This window comes from Flavobacterium sp. FlaQc-30, assembly GCF_044005885.1.
GTDB lineage: Bacteria > Bacteroidota > Bacteroidia > Flavobacteriales > Flavobacteriaceae > Flavobacterium.
Window position 1 is genome coordinate 443,787 of sequence record NZ_JBIPCO010000004.1, and the last position, 18,149, is coordinate 461,935.

Sequence of the window (18,149 nt, forward strand, 5' to 3'; positions counted from 1 at the left end):
TTCTATTTTTTGTAACTTGTCATGTTCAAAAAAATAAAACAAAAAACAATTACTTATGGCTTTTGATATTGAAATGATTAAAAAAGTGTATGAGAACATGCCAGGTCGTGTTGATAAAGCACGCGAAATTGTTGGTCGTCCACTTACATTAACAGAGAAAATTTTATACAATCATCTTTGGGATGGAAATCCGACCAAAGCGTTTGGAAGAGGTATTGATTATGTCGATTTTGCACCAGATCGTGTAGCGTGTCAAGATGCAACAGCACAAATGGCATTATTGCAGTTTATGCATGCCGGTAAATCTAAAGTAGCAGTTCCTACAACAGTACACTGCGATCACTTGATTCAGGCAAAAGTGGATGCAGCAACTGATTTGGCCAGAGCAAAAACACAAAGTAATGAAGTTTTTGACTTCTTATCATCAGTTTCAAATAAGTACGGAATTGGTTTTTGGAAACCAGGAGCAGGAATTATTCACCAAGTAGTACTTGAAAATTACGCTTTCCCTGGAGGAATGATGATTGGTACCGATTCTCACACCGTAAATGCTGGAGGATTAGGAATGGTTGCTATTGGTGTTGGTGGAGCCGATGCTGTAGACGTAATGTCCGGAATGGCATGGGAACTTAAATTTCCTAAATTAATTGGAGTTAAATTAACTGGTAAATTATCAGGATGGACTGCTCCTAAAGATGTTATTCTTAAAGTTGCTGGTATTCTTACCGTAAAAGGTGGTACAGGTGCTATTGTTGAATATTTTGGAGAAGGAGCAACTTCTATGTCGTGTACAGGAAAAGGAACGATTTGTAATATGGGTGCCGAAATTGGAGCAACAACATCAACTTTTGGCTATGATGCTTCAATGGGGCGTTATCTGCGTTCTACAAACAGAGCTGATGTTGCAGATGCAGCCGATAAAATTGCTTCATACTTAACCGGAGATCCAGAAGTGTATGCAAACCCAGAAAAATATTTTGATCAAGTTATCGAAATCAATCTATCAGAATTAGAACCGCACTTAAATGGTCCTTTTACGCCAGATTTAGCTACTCCAATTTCTAAAATGAAAGAAGAAGCAATCAAAAATAACTGGCCGTTGCAAATTCAGGTAGGTTTAATTGGCTCATGTACGAACTCCTCTTATGAAGATATTTCCCGTGCAGCTTCTTTAGCAAGACAAGTAGCAGATAAAAATTTAAAAACAAAAGCAGAGTTTACCATTACTCCAGGTTCTGAAGTAGTTCGTTCAACTATCGAAAGAGACGGATTTATAGATACATTCCACAAAATTGGAGCAACTGTTTTTGCTAATGCCTGCGGACCATGTATTGGTATGTGGGATAGAGAAGGAGCGGAAAAAGAAGAAAGAAATACAATTGTTCATTCTTTCAACCGTAATTTTTCAAAACGTGCAGATGGTAATCCAAATACATTAGCTTTCGTAGGTTCTCCAGAACTAGTAACAGCAATGGCAATCGCTGGTGATTTAAGTTTTAATCCATTAACAGATAAATTAATCAATGAAGATGGAGAAGAAGTAATGCTGGATGCTCCAACAGGAGATGAACTACCTGCTAAAGGGTTCTATGCCGAAGATCCAGGGTTTCAAGCTCCAGCAGCGGATGGTTCAGGAGTTCAGGTCGTAGTAAATCCTGCATCAGAACGATTACAATTATTGGCTCCGTTTGATGCTTGGGATGGTAAAAACATTACAGGTGCTAAATTATTAATTAAAGCATTCGGAAAATGTACAACAGACCATATCTCTATGGCTGGTCCATGGTTGCGTTTCCGCGGACATTTAGATAATATTTCAAACAATATGTTGATTGGAGCAGTAAATGCTTACAACCAAAAAACAAACTCGGTTAAAAATCAATTAACAGGGCAATACGATGCTGTTCCTGCAGTTGCTCGTGCATACAAAGCGGCTGGAGTTCCGTCTATTGTTGTTGGAGATCATAATTACGGCGAAGGTTCTTCTCGTGAACATGCCGCTATGGAACCTCGTTTCTTAGGAGTTAAAGCAGTATTAGTAAAATCTTTCGCTCGTATCCACGAAACAAACCTTAAAAAACAAGGTCTTTTAGGATTGACATTTGCGAACGAAGCAGATTATGATAAGATTCAAGAAGACGATACAATCAACTTCTTAGATTTAACCGAATTTGCACCAGGAAAACCATTGACATTAGAATTTGTTCATGCAAACGGTTCTAAAGATATTATCTTGGCAAATCATACCTACAACGCAGGTCAAATTGGCTGGTTCGTTGCAGGTTCTGCATTAAATTTAATTGCAGCCGGAAAAGCTTAATATTTTTGTATTCAATTATACTAGAAACGTTCTGTGAAAGCAGAACGTTTTTTTTATTGTATAATTAGAAATTAATTTATTAGAGCTTTAAGGCTGCAGCAGTTTCACTTCCCCATTGAGCAATGGCTTGAAGTAACGGAATAAGTGTTCTGCCAAAAGAAGTTAATTCATAATCTACCCTCAAAGGAGGTTTATTTGTGTGTACAGTTCGTGTAATAAGTCCATCTTCTTCAAGTTCTTTCAGTTGAAGGCTTAATGTTCGTTCAGTAATAACTTTACATTCTTTTCTTAATTCACTATATCGCTTTTTTTCGATTAAATGAATAAGAATTACTGCTTTCCATTTACCGCCTATATATTTCATTGTTAGGCTTGTGCTACAAGGATATTGTTTGTTGTCTATACTATACATCTGTTACTATCAATTTTAACCGTTATTGCAAAGATAGTTTACTATACTTAGTTTTGTAACAATAAAAAGTATAGTATAAATAAAAAAAATAAAAATATGAGTTTTTTAGACCTTGCAAAGAGCAGGTACGCAACAAAAAAGTATGATGCGGCCAAAAAGATTACAGCAGAACAAATTGAAGAGTTGAAAGAGATTATTCGATTAAGTCCTTCTTCTATAAATAGTCAGCCTTGGAAGTTTACTTTTGTTACTAATGAAACAGTAAAAAGAGAGCTGGCAGCTCAATCTTATATGAACGAACAATCTATCAACGATGTTGGTCTTTTAGTGGTGTTCAGTGTAATGGAAGATATTGAACATTTTGAAAAACGAAATATCTCCATTCTGCCAGAAGCATGGAGAACTCTTTTTTACGAACCAATGATAAAATCGAATGGAGATGTTGCAACGAAATCTTGGATGGAACATCAAGTGTATCTTTCCTTGGGTTATTTTTTGAGTGCTTGTATAAGTATGGGACTTGATGCTACGCCAATGGAAGGTATAAACATTGAAGGCTATAAGCAAATATTGCCACAAGACGGGTATGCACCACTATTCTCTGTTACAGTTGGATATGCTGATTTAAGTGATTGGGCGAATCCGACGGTTTTGCCAAAATCTCGTTTTGAACTAGATGAGGTTGTACATTCTATTTAAAGTAAAAACAGGTATCATTTTTATGGTACCTGTTTTTATTTTATGGTGTTTCCATCTGGGCTGGGAAAGTAGTTTTCAAAAAAAAACTATTGATTTTCTTTAACTAAAGGAGTTTTTGGATTTAACATTTTAATACGGATTGGTTTCGTGTTTTCGAATTCATCAACAGAAATACTGTAAGTGGCGGCAGAAGGATTTGTGCTGTATTCATTGTAGGTGTAACCGCCAATTATGTATAATTTGTCTCCATAAAAATGCATTGTCGAGGATTTTAATTCAAGATCAATTAAGTATTCCTTTAAACGATTTGAATTTACATCATACACATACAATCTTCGATCATTGAAAATATAAATGGTGTTATTTTGAGAAGTAACTGCTGGATTTTCTAGAGGAGAAAAAAGATCTCCCTCAGTTTGCCATTTTTCATCAAGTAAATTTAAACTTACTATTTCAGATAAAGGTTGCCCATTATTTCCGCCAATTAAATAAATTTTATCACCTATTAAAACACCATTTGCTTCTTTTGCAGTTGGCATATCTGAAAGTTCATACCACAAACCAGAAGGAATATTGTAAAAGCGAACTTTGTTAGTAAATGTTTTTTTGCCTTTCAGAGTTGTTTTTATTGAGCCTCCCATAACAATAATATTGTCTTTGTAAGTGAACGACGAAAAATTGACCGCCTGATGCGGATTAGTTTTATCAATTGTAATTGTATTTTTGTTTAAATCAAAAACTTCAATTTCATTTTCTAAATATTCAAATTTGGCGTTTCCTGATATTCGCTTTCCTCCCAAAACGTACATCTTGTTGTCGTAATAATGCAGGTTATTATAAGCCCTTTTTTTGAATTTAATTTCAGAAGTCTGCCAGCTGTCGGTATTGATGTCATAAATTAAAAAATCGCCTCTGTAAGAATGAGAACCTTCTTGACGACGAAGTTCATCATAAAAAGTTTTCATGAAAATTTCCGTATCCGTATTTACTGTTTTTTCCTTTGCTTTTTGAAAGGCGTCAGATTCATAAGAAGCATCTCCTCCGACAATATAAATTTTGCCATCTTTTACAAAAGATCCAAAAGAATAAATAGCATTTTTTAAAGGGGCTAATTTCGTAAAAGCAATTTTTGATTTTAATTTTAATTTACCATTCGCAGAAATAGCTATTTCAGATAAATTCTCTGTTTCCTCTTTCAGGTAAATTTTAAAATTAAGCTTTCTAAGCTCTTTAAAAGAAATTTTAGAAATCTGGTAGCCAATATGAGAGAATTGTAAAGTGTCAGTTTCATTAAAGCTTGATTCTTTTCGTATCATAAACTTCCCTTTTCTATCGCTCAATGTTTTAAAGTTTTTCGATGAACAAACGATATTTACATCTGAAATAGGTTGATTGGTTGTAGAAACAATAACTCCTTCAGTATTTTGTGCATTTGATAAAAACGAAGATAAAAGAAAGATGAAGAGTAATTTTTTCACAAGTTTTTATTAGTTAAGTTAAGGATAAATCTATTTTGGAACATTATTTTTATTTAAAAAACTGCAATTCAAAAAGTTGACACAATTTTGATGCCGTACTTGTTAAAATGAAGTGAATTAGTTGTTAAAAATAGTGTGTTTTTTACTTTAAAAAGTTAAATTCGCTTTTTAGGTAATATAGTTGCTCTTTTTGAGTTTAAATTATTATCTAAACTTAAAAAAGATAGATAAACTTTAATAGGTGAGTATGGTTTTTAGATTAATTATAGTATTGTTTTTTTTTAGTGTTGGTGCTTTTTCTCAAGAAAAATTTACCAAACATAAAATCTCAAAAGGAGAAAACATTACTGTAATTGCTAAAAAATATGGTGTAAAAGTAAAAGATATTCAAGATGCAAATCCTAATGCACCTAAAGTTTTAAAACTAAATTCGGTTTTGCTAATCCCGAATAAAAATGTTCGTACTGCTCAAAAATCTTCTCAAAATGAAGCAAGTAAAACGAAAAATATAGCTTATGATACTCCAGGTTCACATGAAGTTTTGCAAAAAGAAACGCTTTGGGGAATCGCTAAAAAATACAATGTTTCTGTTGACGAATTAAAAAAAGCAAATCCAACATTAGAAACAGACGGTTTAAAAATAGGACAGCATCTAAATATTCCTTCTAATGCAGTAGTTTCAGAAAATATAGTTAATACAGATAATGTAAAACCAGAAATTGTTCCTATTGCAAATACAGAGCTTAACGTTAAAGTACAGGTTAAAGAGACAAAATACTCAATTGCTAAGAAGTACGGAATAACAGTAGCAGAATTAGAGCGTCAGAATCCTTCAATCAAAAAGAAACTCCGAGTAGGGCAATCTTTAAAGATTAGTACCACAGCAGAAAAAGCGAATCAAGTATTAGAAACAGCCGATTTAAATACGGGGAAGCAAGGTGATATTTCTTCAAATGCAGTTGCACTTACACCAAATGGAGTTAGTACTGATGTAGCAAAACCTGAGATTATTACTTCAGAAAATACAGAAGTTGTTGTTGAGGTTCAGCCAAAAGAGACAAAGTATGCTATTGCAAAAAGATATGGAATTACAGTAGCTGAATTAGAACGACAAAATCCATTTATAAAGGGAAAACTTCCAGTAGGTTATGTTTTAAAGATTAAAACTACCAAAGAAAAAGCAGATGCTTTAAATGTGAATTCATCACAGATAATCGATAGTACGCAGCCTTCAATAGAAGTTGCAGATAACTCAAATGTTGCTAAAGACTCAGGAATTGTTAGAATAAGCAACCATTCTGATTTAATTAATCAGCTGATTAGTAATGCGACTGAAAATATAGGGACACGTTACCGTTCAGGCGGAACTACAAAAGCAGGTTTTGACTGTTCAGGTTTGATGTTTTGTACTTTTGGTAACTTCGACATCAAGCTGCCAAGAAGTTCAATAGAGCAATCTCGTATAGGAACAAGAGTAGCTTCAGAAGAAGCTCAAAAAGGCGATTTAATTTTCTTTAAAACCAATGGAAGGCGCCATATCAACCACGTAGGTATGGTTGTTGAAAATGTTGATGGCGAGATTAAATTTGTACATTCCTCTACTCACGGCGGTGTTATGATTTCTTCAACAAAAGAAGCTTACTATACAAGAGCATTTTCGCAAGTAAATCGTGTTTTAGAATAAACCTAATAAGGAGTTGAATAGATTTTTGTTTTAAATTCTTCAATCGAAAGAGGTTTACTTAAAAAATCAGTTATATACTTACTATTCTTGATTTCTTCAATTTCATTAGTATCCAATGTTGATGAAAGTACATAAATTTTAATCTCTTTTTTAAAATCTTCACTTTGTTTGTGAAACTCATTTAAAAATTCAAAACCATTCATTATAGGCATTTGAATGTCTAATAATATGATTAAAGAATGATGTTTTTTTTTGTTATTGGTAAGCCATATAATTCCCTCCTTACCGTTATTAGTGATGCTTAACTCAGTTATGTTAAACACTTTTTTTAGTAGTTGCTTTATAACAATTTGGTCGATCAAATTATCTTCAATTAATAAGAATTCAGGTTTATGCGCCATATGCGTTTGGAATAGTTACAATAAATTTGCTTCCTATATTGCTTTTTGAGGATACAGATATGTTTCCTTTGATATTTTCAACGGCTTCTTTTACGATGTAAAGTCCGAGCCCTGATCCTTTGTTTTTGTTAGTTCCGAAATACATTTCAAAAATATGATCTCTAAATTCCTCTTTAATGCCAATTCCATTATCAGATATTTCTATTTTATGAAAACCGCCGTCAAAGTAAGTTTTTATAGAAATAAGCATTTCTTGTTTACTGTTGTCGGCGTATTTTATTGCATTTGAGAGTAAATTACTAATGATGATTCTCAAGCGTAAACGATCACTTTGAATTTGATCAAGTAATAATTCTTTGGTGAAAATTATCTTATTGGCGTTTTCAATATGCATTAATTGAGCGATTGCTTCATCAAACAATTCTTTTAGATTTACAGGTTCTATTATAGTTTGTATTCTTTTGTTTTTAGAGTAGTCTATAATATCGCTGATAAATTGATCTTGCTTACAAAGGCTCTGATGCATTAAATTTAAATAATCTTTAATTTGGTCTACGTCATCTTCAAGTTGTGTAATTTGGATAAGACCTTTTAAGGATGTTATAGGAGATCTTAGGTCGTGTGATGCGCTGTACACAAATCGATCGAGTTCATGGTTAACTAGTATTAGATTTTCATTTTTGATTTCAATTTCTTTTTTTGAAACAATTAATCGTTTTACCATTATAGAATAATAAAGAGAAACGCTGCAAATAATTATTAATATAAAAATGATATTGATAATGATGAGAAGATCTTTTATAGTACGAGTTCCTTCGCCTAATGTGTTAGAAAAGTTTCGTTCGTTGATCGTAAGTTTGTCACTGATATTGCTGATTTGTTGAAGAAATTTTTGTTGATCAGCATCAGTTAGTTGGTCGCATTTTATTTTTGAATCTATTTGTTGACCAATAATGAATAATTGATTGATTAATTTGTCTCCTTGTTCCCATTCATGAATTGCTTTTGCTAAAAATGGAACTTCTTTAAAATTAACAAACAACCAGATAAGATCATCTAAATCTTCTTCGTTATTTAGACCTGTAAGAAGACCTTTTCGAGCTGCTGCATTGTCGCCTGCTTTTAAAAGTGTTATTCTGGCGATCCCGTCACCTTGAGGAACTTTTAGCTCTTCTAAATATAAATTCCATTGGTTTTGATCTTTAGTATAGAGATAGGTTAGAAGGTGGCGAGAAGCATCTTTTTGACCTTTTGAATAATGGGATTCGCCATTTACATAAGCTCTATTTGCAGACAATATTTTGATTGTGAAAAAATTAATAAATATTAGTAACGCACACGAAAGAAACACAAACAATAAAAGAACAAAAACATTTGGGGAACGTAGTTTTTTGAAAAAATGACCTTTAGACATGGTTTTCAGATTAGTAGGTTAATAATTTTTATTTCTGCCTTTAAAGTATTTTTTAAGCTTTTCGTTTTGCTTCAATAATATGTTTAAGATGATTATTTGTTGGATGGTTTAAATGATAAACAATTGTTAATAAAATTTGTGGTATTTTAAGAAAAATTAAAACCTCTATCAAAATTAGTAAAAAAACGATTGGGTTTTACAATTAACCTATTTTCTTTTTTAGATTAATTTTTTTAAACAGATTATTTGTTAATTATTTGATTATTAGTAATTTACACTTGTGTAGTTTAGCTGTAATGTTGTTTTTTATTCTTTTTAAAGGAATAAGACAAGACTTTGTTGGTTAGAAGATATCTATATAAAAGATGTTTTTATTTGATTTTTGTTTAATGTGTTTTTGTTTTTTTTAAGCAATTAACATTTGTAATAAGAAGTAATTCTAAATATATTTTACTAAAAACAGTTATGCTTTTTACCTTTAAGAAGATTAAATATGAAGTAGTAATTTTAATTTTTTGAATTAGAGTTTTGAATTTTAAAAATTAGAAAGTGAAATTATAAGATTTCGGAAAAAAGTATATCTTTAACCAACCAAAAACCAAAAAAATGCAAGAAAACGACCAAGAAAATTTTAAAAGAGAACTCGGATTATTAGACGGAACCATGCTTGTGGTTGGTTCTATGATTGGATCTGGAATATTTATTGTAAGTGCTGATATCGCCAGACAAGTAGGTTCAGCAGGATGGCTCACCCTAATTTGGTTAATTTCAGGATTAATAACTGTTATTGCCGCTGTAAGTTATGGAGAATTAAGCGCAATGTTTCCAAAAGCCGGAGGACAATATGTGTATCTAAAAGAAGCATACAATAAGTTAATTGCATTTTTGTATGGCTGGAGTTTCTTTGCAGTAATTCAAACTGGTACAATTGCCGCCGTTGGAGTTGCTTTTTCAAAATTTGCTGCCTATTTGTACGAACCCTTTAGCGATGAAAATATATTGTACGAGATAGGTGCTTTTAAGCTCAATGCAGCGCAGTTAGTCTCAATATTTACCATAATTTTATTGACATATATTAATAGTCGAGGAGTAAAAAACGGTAAAATTCTGCAAACCGTTTTAACAATTATCAAGATTTTATCATTATTAGGATTAATTATTTTTGGATTAACGCTTGCAGCAAAAGCTTCTGTATGGGATGCTAACTGGGCTGACGCTTGGAATACACGTTCGTTTGACAAAGAAAGCGGTTCTTGGTTACCAATTGGAGGTACGGCTTTAATTACTGGAATTTCGGCAGCAATGGTTGGTTCTTTATTTTCGAGTGATGCATGGAACGGAGTTACTTTTATTGCCGGCGAAATTAAAAATCCAAAACGTAATGTTGGTTTCAGTTTATTTTTAGGAACTTTTATTGTTACAATTATTTACGTTCTTACAAATATTATGTACTTGGCAGTAATTCCGCTTGATGAAATCGCAACAGCAAAATCTGATCGTGTGGCGGTTGTAGCATCACAATATATTTTTGGAAATATAGGGACTTTGATTATTGCAATAATGATTATGATTTCGACTTTTGCCTGCAATAACGGATTAATTATGGCTGGCGCAAGAGTTTATTATACAATGGCAAACGATGGTTTGTTTTTTAAAAAAGCTGCCGTTTTAAATAGTTCAAGCGTACCCGCTTGGGCACTTTGGGCGCAGTGTATCTGGGCTTCCGCTTTATGTCTTACAGGTAAATATGGTGATTTGTTAGATTTTGTAATCATCATTGTTTTGATTTTTTATATTCTAACGATTTATGGAATTTTTATCTTACGCAAGAAAATGCCAGATATTGAAAGACCTTATAAAGCGTTTGGATATCCTTTTTTACCAATGTTGTATATAATAATTGCAACAGCAATTTGTATATCATTGCTTGTTGTAAAATTTTCAACTTGCGGTTGGGGCGTATTGATTATGCTTACAGGAATTCCGGTTTATTATCTAACAAAACCAAAAGAAGTTTAGTACCAGCTTGGAGCAAAAAGTAATATCTAGATAAAAAAAGCGCCTTATTCATAAGGCGTTTTTTCGTTATAATTAAAATACATTAAATTTCCACGAAGAAAATTTTTATGAAGTTTAACCCAAATCATTATTAATTCTTTCCTCAGTAGGTCTTAAAAAAATCAAATATATTATAATAAGAATCCCAAATAATATAAAATCAGGTTTTAAAAATAATATTAGAAAAGCAGCACCTTCTAGAACTGCCCATCGCATTATAGAAGCAGTTTGATAAACGGGCAATTTGTCTTCCGTTTTTAATTTTGGATCGATTTGTTTTAATTGTGATTTAAACAAAAATGTACTTAAAACGAAAGCCAAAACAGGGATACAAACATATACAATTGACGATGAATCTATAGTGGGGACATTTTTTAATTTTTCAATTGAAAGTTCTCCTAAAAAGAAATAAGCAAGGATTGTTCCTGCACAAACTGCAAGATGAATAATTTGCAGGGTTTTGATTTTTTCGGTCATGGTTTAGTTTTTTGAGAGTACAATATAAAACTAAAAAATCTGCGGACAATAAAAAAATAGTGAGCTGCTAATCTTGAATCATAAAAAAAAGACACTGCTTAGAAAAACAGTGTCTTTTGATGTCAAATAATCTATTGAGACTGTTATACAACAGCGGGTTCAACAGAAGATTTTATAGTTGAATTAATAATAGAAATAGTAAGCGGGTCTGATTCTCCCGAGAAAAAAGCATCTAATATTTCTTGAAATATCGGATTTGTATTTTCAGTCATAGAAAAAAGCGTCATAGACGAACGTAATTTTCGAGCATCTAAATCCCCAAAAATTCCATCAGCTGACTTTCTTTTAAAAGTTAATAACAGCTCTGAAATCTCAATAAGATGTTTTCCTAAAATAGGATGATCCAAAAAATCTGAGGCTTCTTTTAAATCGGCAATTGCATAAAGATTTGCTGTATCGCTTTTACCTAATCCTTTAACCTGCGGAAAAATGAACCACATCCAGTGAGTTTCTTTCTTTCCTTTTTTAATTTCTGAAAGTGCGGTAAGATAAAGTTTATTCTGCGCATCTAAAAAGCGCGCTAAATCATTGTTTGAATATGCCATTTGTGGTATTGTATTTAAAAAAGGGTTGCAAAAGTACTAAAAAAGAAAGGGTCTGCCTAATAAAAGGTGCACGTAGTGAGTAATTTAACTTTTTTTTGCAGAATTTTCCTCATCGTTATTGAGTAAGAAAAAGCTCATTTAGAGTTGTTTATACATTATATGCTTCGTTTAGTTTGTCTAAAAGTCAAATTTATTCTGGGTAAAACAGGCCGTGCTGTTTTGGGAACCTGATGCTGCCAAAAACTATTTGTAGTTCCAGACATTAATAAAAAAGAACCGTGATGCAGCGGAATTTCGACCTGTGGAATTTCCTTGCTGTACTTATGTCGGAGTCTGAACATTCTCGTTTCTCCAAAAGTTATCGAAGCAATAACCGGATTAGGTCCTGTGTTATGTTCTTTGTCGCTGTGCCATCCTACACCGTCATTTCCATTTCGGTACAAATTTAAAAGGAGGCTGTTAAAATCAAGCTGCGTTTCTCTTTCAACGCGTCCTCGAATAGTTAATAAATCATAAGTCCAGTCAGGTCCATTTAGATCAGCTCCGGGGTTATCTTTGTCTTCATACCAAGAAATCATTCGGGGAACAGTATACGTTTTATCATAAATTTCCATTTCATATTCTCTCCATTTGGTCTTGCGAAGTATTCTTTCATATAAACGATCGGATTCTTCTTTACTAAAGAAATTATCTATAAGAATAAGTTCTGAGTCAGGAATGTCAAATATTTTTTTGCCTTCCAAACCAGTCGCAAATAATTCGGTGTCGTTAAATAGTGTCATAACTTAAATTTTCTAAGTTCAGGTTTAATTCTGAAAATGCTTATTGAAGAATACTTTTCGAGGATATTTTTCTGCGAAAGCAAAAATCAATTGTTCTATATATTGATTGCTTTTATAAGTCGTAACATAGTTTTTTACTTCTTCAGGATCATGAATCGAAATATCTGATGGAATATAACCCATACCATAAAAATGACCGTTTTCAATCCAAATACAACTGCGTTCCTCTTTTGATCTTCCTTTGTCTATAATAGCAAAAGAAGGTCTGTTGTTCAATAAAAAATCAATAGCATTATCAACTTGTTCGTTATGAAACAAAACATCAGGCAGATTTCTGACGTCATTATTTTGCGGAAGTTCTCCTTCTTCGGGTCTGGAATATTTGCAGAATCTTTGATCAATTTCAAATTGTGCAGACAGATCTCGGAGTAGATTTATAGCGTTATGCATGCTGTTAAATTCATGAATGCAAGTTTGAAATTTACTCAGTTTTCCAACGGCCAAATATTTGTAACCGTTTCGTGCTTCATATTGATAAATGCCAAATTTTGCTTCAAAACGTTTTAATGCTCTATTGTAGGTTGGCCAAAGCTGTTTTATTTCGGTGCATTCTAACAAAAGTGCCATTAATTCGGTAGCGCAGATTTCAAAGGAAATTCCGTGAATATCTCTCAAGAAATGCTGTCTTTGAGAATTGATATTATTACCGCTAAAGTGCGATGCCACACGTTTTTTTACATTGATAGCTTTTCCAACATAAATCACTTTTTTCGCCTGATTATAAAAATAATATACACCTGGTTTTTCAGGTAAATTATTAAATTCATCTGGAGGAAGGTTAGGAGGTAAGCGCTGATCTTGAGCCGTTTTTTTGATCATATTCTCGATTTCTCCCGCATCATCCCATTCTAACAGAAGAGAGAATAATACAGCAGTCGCATCTGCATCTCCACCAGCGCGGTGTCTGTTTTCTAGGGATATATTTAAAGAATTGCAAAGATTTCCTAAACTGTAAGAACCTAAACCCGGCTTGATTTTTCTTGCTGCGCGAACTGTACAAAGTTTTTGTGCTGACCATTTAAAGCCCGCTTGCTCCAGCTGATGGTGAATAAATGAATAATCGAAGTTTACATTATGAGCAACAAAAATGCGATCGGTAAGCATTTCCAATACTTTCTCTGAAATATCATCAAAAATAGGTGCGTTCGCCACCATTTCGTTATTAATACCCGTTAATCCAAAAATAGAAAGAGGGATATCCTGTTCTGGATTTACAAGAGTTTCATAACGATCCAACACTTTTGTACCATCATGAATAATAATGGCAATTTCTGTAATGCGGCTGCCACTGGCATTTCCGCCTGTGGTTTCAATATCGACTATAGCATATTCCGTATTTTTCATCTTTATATAACGTAAGTTCTTCTTTAGTTATTTTTTAGTGTTCAGTGTTCAGAATTTAGTGTTCAGTTAAATACTGTGATTGTGACCGAGAACTGAACACTAAATTCTGAACACTGATTACTAAAACTTCATCCTATGTCTCGGCAAATTAATTTCATGATCCGATGGATAAGGCTTTCTATGTGTTAGGCTTATATCTTCTTTAATTTGGTTTTGTGTTTTATATTGGTCTTTAGCATCCATATAACGAGGATCTGGAATAAAAGGCATTTTTGCCATTTTAGTAATGGTGATCGTTGGAAAATGATAATCAACCTCAACATTTCCTAATAATAAATAGCATCCGCCTCCCTGAAACGGATATTTTTCTAAGCTGTCAGGAAAATGTGCCGTATCAAAATAAGTACCTTCATGATCAATCCAGGTTCCAAAATACATAGTTCCTTTTTTTGTAGGGACGTGTTTTCTAGAAATCAAATACGCCAGCATTCGAACTTGTCTTTTATGATATTTGACTAAATCTTTAGCCATAATATCACCGCGATGTTTGGTTTGCAAAATGTCAAAAACCGTACACGAAACAGGAAAACTCAACAATTCGATTTCGTCAAAAGCATCTTCAAAAACAGAACGCTCCAAAGTAGGAAGTTTATATTCTTTAACAGGTTCCTGTAAAAGTTTTAAATTTCTGTTTTCAGGTTTAAAATTGTTCAAGAGCAAACTAGCAATAACCAAAAGCTGGTTTTTAGTTTTTTCTGTAAAACGAAAAGCACCTATGAAAATCAAAATTTTAATATTTTCAATCCCTATTGGAATACGATTGATGAAATCTTCTAAAGAAATATAATCACCATTTTTATTTCGGTCTTCTTCAATTAAATGTGCCGTTTTCGATTCTAAACTTTGAATGTGCATAAAGCCGAGGTAAATATCCGTGCCATATAAAGTAGTCTGATATTCGCTTTTATTCACGCACGGATTATGAATCGTTCCGCCAGACATTCGTGCTTCATGTACATACACTTCCGTTCTGTAAAATCCGCCCTGATTATTGATTACCGCAGTCATAAACTCAATAGGATAATACACTTTGAGATATAAACTCTGATAACTTTCAACAGCATAAGAAGCCGAATGTGCTTTGCAGAAAGAATATCCCGCAAAAGATTCGATCTGGCGATAAATTTCCTGACTCAGCGATAATGGATGCCCTTTTTGAGCACAACTCTCAAAGAAATTATTTTTTACTTTTTGCAGAGCCTCCAAAGATCTTCCTTTCCCAGACATGGCACGACGAAGAATATCGCCGTCAGCAGCGGGAAGTCCGCCGTAATGTAAAGCGATTTTGATAACATCTTCCTGATAGACCATAATACCGTAGGTCTCGCCAAGCTGTTCTTTGAAAACTTCATGAAAATATTCAAACTGATTTGGATTATTATGACGAAAAATATACTCCTTCATCATTCCCGATTGTGCAACTCCGGGACGAATAATAGACGAAGCAGCAACCAGAATTTTATAATTATCACAATTCAATCGACGTAATAAACCGCGCATCGCCGGACTTTCGATATAAAAACAGCCAATCGTTTTTCCCTGTGCCAGATAAACATTACACAAAGCCTCATCTTTAGAAATCGAAGTATTACGAATGTCAACTTTTATCCCTCGGTTTTTAGCAATCAGTTTTACGCTGTCATCAATATGCCCAATGCCTCGCTGACTAAGAATATCGAATTTTTCAAAACCAATTTCTTCTGCAATATGCATGTCAAAAAGCACGATTGGAAATCCTTTTGGAGGCATTTCTAAAGGTGTGTAATTCGTAATTGGCTCTTCAGAAATCAGAATTCCGCACGCATGCATACTGCGTTGGTTTGGATATTTTTCGAGCAGCATTCCGTATTGCTGAACCAGTTTTACAATTTTATTGGTTTCATGCAAAGCCATTGGATTTTTAGCCAGCATATCAAGTTCTTCTTTCGGAAGCCCAAAAACTTTTCCAACTTCCCTAAATATAGATCGGTATTTAAATTCAACATTCGTACCGCAGAAAGCAACATGATTTTTACCATATTTTCCGAAGATATATTCCAAAATTATATTGCGTTCCTGCCAGCTCCAGTCAATGTCAAAATCAGGCGGCGTTTTACGGTTGAGGTTTAAAAAACGTTCAAAATATAAATCTAACTCGATTGGGCAGATATCGGTAATTCCGAGACAATATGCAATGATGCTGTTGGCACCGCTTCCGCGTCCAATGTGCATAAAACCTTGACTATTACTGTACTGAATAATATCCCAAGTAATTAAAAAATAACCGCTGAATTCTAATTCATCAATCACTTTTAATTCTTTTGCTACACGCGCTTTTGCTTCTAAATTATCTTTAGCATAACGATTTTTAAATCCTTCCCAAGCCAAATCAGTAAGTTTTTCTAAATCTTCCTGACGGCTTTTGGTATAGAATCTTTTATTTTTTGGAGTTTCAAAATCATATTCGAAATTACAGGAATCAATGATTTTTTGTGTATTGCTTATAATTTCAGGATATTTTTCATAGAAAGGCAAAAGAGATTCTACCGGTTGCATGATATCCGAAACTTTGCAGTAATCGGCTTCTGTAAGTTTTGACAAAATAATATTAGTGTCAATTGCCCGAAGGATTTTATGCAGATTGTATTCTGTTTTGGTTCTAAAAATTACAGGCTGTAAAACTACCATCTGAGCAATTTTATTTTTGTGTTCTGATGTAAAAAGCCTCGAAATTTCTTCAGGACGAATACCGATAAATTCATTCTTGCGAAGTACTTTCGGAGCATTTTCTAAAGTATAAATCACAAAAACCGATTTAAATTCGGGTGCAGTCAAAGGCAGGTTTTCTCCGCTGAAATTATGTTCGGTTAAAAACCGATTCATTTCAGCTAAACCTTCTGTATTTTGAGCCAAACCAATAAATCGGAATTGATGATGGCAGCGAAATTCTATTCCTACTAAAGGTTTGATTCCGTTTTCCTGACAAGCTTTTATAAAATCATAAATGCCTGTTACGGTATTAATATCTGTTAATGCCATTGCTTTTATACCAAATGAAACGGCTTGGCTGATCAATTCCTTAAGCGGAATTGTGCCGTAACGTAATGAATGGTATGAATGACAATTAAGATACATTATTTGTTGCGTTTTAAAATTTCGTCTTTAGTGTTTGGTTTAAAGTGAGCTCCTGCACAGCGCATTACAGCATCAAATCCATAACGTTTTTTCATTTTATCCATCGCTTCATAAAGCGAAAGCATTTCTTGAGTGTCTTCAAAAAGATCAATTTGATAAGTACCGCGCACCAATCCGCTGAAGCGAACGCCAATCAAGCGCAATCGCATACGACGCTGATACACTTTCTCGAAAAGTTCTGTTACATTTTTAGTCAGAATATGATCGGCTGAAGTATAAGCTACTCGGCATTGTTTGGTTTCGGTATCAAAATTGGCATAACGTATTTTAACCGTAACCGTTGAAGTAAGCCATTGTTCCGCACGAAGCTGAAAAGCCAGTTTTTCGACCATTCCTAATAATATTCTTCGCAGTTTTGCAAGATCGATAGTGTCCTGTGAAAAAGTTGTTTCGGTCGAAATTGATTTTCTTTCCGTATAAGGTTCAACGGGAGTATGATCAATTCCGTGTGCTTTTTTCCAAAGTTCCAAACCATTTTTACCAATCATCTGCTGTAAAACCTCAGCAGGCATTTCGGCCAAAGTCTGAATTTTACGAACGCCGATTCTAGACAAAAGCTGAAAAGTCACAGCACCAACCATTGGAATTTTCTGAATCGAAAGCGGATTTAAAAAGTCTTGTACTTCTTGTTCCGGAATTTGAAGATTCCCAACAGGTTTGCCTTCGCCAGTCGCAATTTTAGAAACGGTTTTGTTGATGGATAACGAAAAACTAATTGGAAGTCCGGTTTCCTTAATGACTTTTTGAGCCAATTCATTTGTCCATTTATAACTTCCGTGGAATTTATCCATTCCGGTAATGTCCATATAAAATTCATCGATACTTGCTTTTTCTAAAACAGGCGCTTTTTCCTGAAGAATTTCGGTTACATCATGAGAAAGTTGCGAATATAATTCCATGTCGCCTTTCATCACTTTTGCGTCTGGGCAAAGTTTTAACGCCATACGAATTGGCATGGCAGAACGGACTCCATATTTTCGGGCTTCATACGAACAAGATGCCACAACACCGCGGTCTCCGCCACCTATAATAAGCGGAATTCCGTTAAGTTCTGAGTTGGTGCGTCTTTCGCAGGATACAAAAAAGGTATCCAAATCCATATGTACAATTGCCCGTGCCATTTTCCTTTTGTTTTTGTATGGAACAAAATTAGCACAGGTGATAACAATTTTTTGTATATT

Annotated in this window: 14 protein-coding genes; 4 read left to right on the forward strand and 10 right to left on the reverse strand. The window is 33.7% G+C overall.

Going from position 1 to position 18,149, the window contains the following annotated elements; translation table 11 throughout:
- The first annotated feature begins 55 nt into the window (after positions 1-55).
- Positions 56-2,320 (forward strand): aconitate hydratase, encoded by a 2,265-nt coding sequence (locus ACHRV0_RS12100; protein WP_129024098.1) that lies wholly within the window; start codon positions 56-58, stop codon positions 2,318-2,320.
- A gap of 79 nt (positions 2,321-2,399) precedes the next feature.
- Here ACHRV0_RS12100 and ACHRV0_RS12105 read toward each other — a convergent pair whose 3' ends face one another.
- Positions 2,400-2,732: a helix-turn-helix domain-containing protein gene (locus ACHRV0_RS12105; RefSeq protein WP_129024097.1), complete on the reverse strand. Its 333-nt coding sequence runs from the start codon at positions 2,730-2,732 to the stop codon at positions 2,400-2,402.
- Between the two features lie 96 nt (positions 2,733-2,828).
- Here ACHRV0_RS12105 and ACHRV0_RS12110 point away from each other — a divergent pair, with 96 nt between their 5' ends.
- The gene (locus ACHRV0_RS12110; RefSeq protein ID WP_395441004.1) at positions 2,829-3,431 is read left to right on the forward strand and encodes a nitroreductase family protein; all 603 of its coding nucleotides are present in this window, start codon (positions 2,829-2,831) and stop codon (positions 3,429-3,431) included.
- Between the two features lie 86 nt (positions 3,432-3,517).
- Here ACHRV0_RS12110 and ACHRV0_RS12115 read toward each other — a convergent pair whose 3' ends face one another.
- The gene (locus ACHRV0_RS12115; protein WP_395441005.1) at positions 3,518-4,909 is read right to left on the reverse strand and encodes a carboxypeptidase-like regulatory domain-containing protein; all 1,392 of its coding nucleotides are present in this window, start codon (positions 4,907-4,909) and stop codon (positions 3,518-3,520) included.
- Positions 4,910-5,156: 247 nt separating this feature from the next.
- On the opposite strand from ACHRV0_RS12115, the gene ACHRV0_RS12120 reads away from it, so the two are divergent.
- Positions 5,157-6,593: a LysM peptidoglycan-binding domain-containing protein gene (locus ACHRV0_RS12120; RefSeq protein ID WP_395441006.1), complete on the forward strand. Its 1,437-nt coding sequence runs from the start codon at positions 5,157-5,159 to the stop codon at positions 6,591-6,593.
- Between the two features lie 2 nt (positions 6,594-6,595).
- On the opposite strand, the gene ACHRV0_RS12125 is transcribed toward ACHRV0_RS12120, so the two are convergent.
- Both ACHRV0_RS12125 and ACHRV0_RS12130 read right to left on the reverse strand, forming a co-directional pair.
- Positions 6,596-6,994 (reverse strand): response regulator, encoded by a 399-nt coding sequence (locus tag ACHRV0_RS12125; protein ID WP_395441007.1) that lies wholly within the window; start codon positions 6,992-6,994, stop codon positions 6,596-6,598.
- Positions 6,984-8,291 (reverse strand): sensor histidine kinase, encoded by a 1,308-nt coding sequence (locus ACHRV0_RS12130; protein WP_395441008.1) that lies wholly within the window; start codon positions 8,289-8,291, stop codon positions 6,984-6,986. Before ACHRV0_RS12130 ends, ACHRV0_RS12125 begins: the two co-directional genes overlap by 11 nt.
- A 723-nt stretch (positions 8,292-9,014) precedes the next feature.
- Here ACHRV0_RS12130 and ACHRV0_RS12135 point away from each other — a divergent pair.
- A complete protein-coding gene (locus ACHRV0_RS12135) occupies positions 9,015-10,427 on the forward strand; it encodes an APC family permease (protein ID WP_395441009.1) in 1,413 nt (470 codons plus the stop codon).
- Positions 10,428-10,541: 114 nt separating this feature from the next.
- On the opposite strand, the gene ACHRV0_RS12140 is transcribed toward ACHRV0_RS12135, so the two are convergent.
- From ACHRV0_RS12140 to dinB, 6 genes are all read right to left on the reverse strand, one after another.
- Complete coding sequence (locus tag ACHRV0_RS12140) at positions 10,542-10,943, reverse strand: MFS transporter (RefSeq protein ID WP_395441010.1); 402 nt, start codon at positions 10,941-10,943, stop codon at positions 10,542-10,544.
- 143 nt (positions 10,944-11,086) lie between these two features.
- Positions 11,087-11,548 carry a DUF1810 domain-containing protein gene (locus tag ACHRV0_RS12145; protein WP_395441011.1) on the reverse strand — a complete coding sequence of 154 codons (462 nt, stop codon included), beginning with the start codon at positions 11,546-11,548 and terminating at the stop codon, positions 11,087-11,089.
- Between the two features lie 155 nt (positions 11,549-11,703).
- On the reverse strand, positions 11,704-12,330 hold the full coding sequence (locus ACHRV0_RS12150) for an alpha-ketoglutarate-dependent dioxygenase AlkB family protein (RefSeq protein ID WP_395441012.1): 627 nt from the start codon (positions 12,328-12,330) through the stop codon (positions 11,704-11,706).
- Positions 12,331-12,354: 24 nt separating this feature from the next.
- Positions 12,355-13,734, reverse strand: a complete 1,380-nt coding sequence (locus tag ACHRV0_RS12155) for an exonuclease domain-containing protein (RefSeq protein ID WP_395441013.1) — start codon at positions 13,732-13,734, stop codon at positions 12,355-12,357.
- 120 nt (positions 13,735-13,854) lie between these two features.
- On the reverse strand, positions 13,855-16,908 hold the full coding sequence (locus ACHRV0_RS12160; protein ID WP_395441014.1) for a DNA polymerase III subunit alpha: 3,054 nt from the start codon (positions 16,906-16,908) through the stop codon (positions 13,855-13,857).
- Positions 16,908-18,089: a DNA polymerase IV gene (dinB, locus tag ACHRV0_RS12165; RefSeq protein WP_395441015.1), complete on the reverse strand. Its 1,182-nt coding sequence runs from the start codon at positions 18,087-18,089 to the stop codon at positions 16,908-16,910. The genes ACHRV0_RS12160 and dinB overlap by 1 nt, the downstream gene beginning before the upstream one ends.
- Between the last annotated feature and the right edge of the window lie 60 nt (positions 18,090-18,149).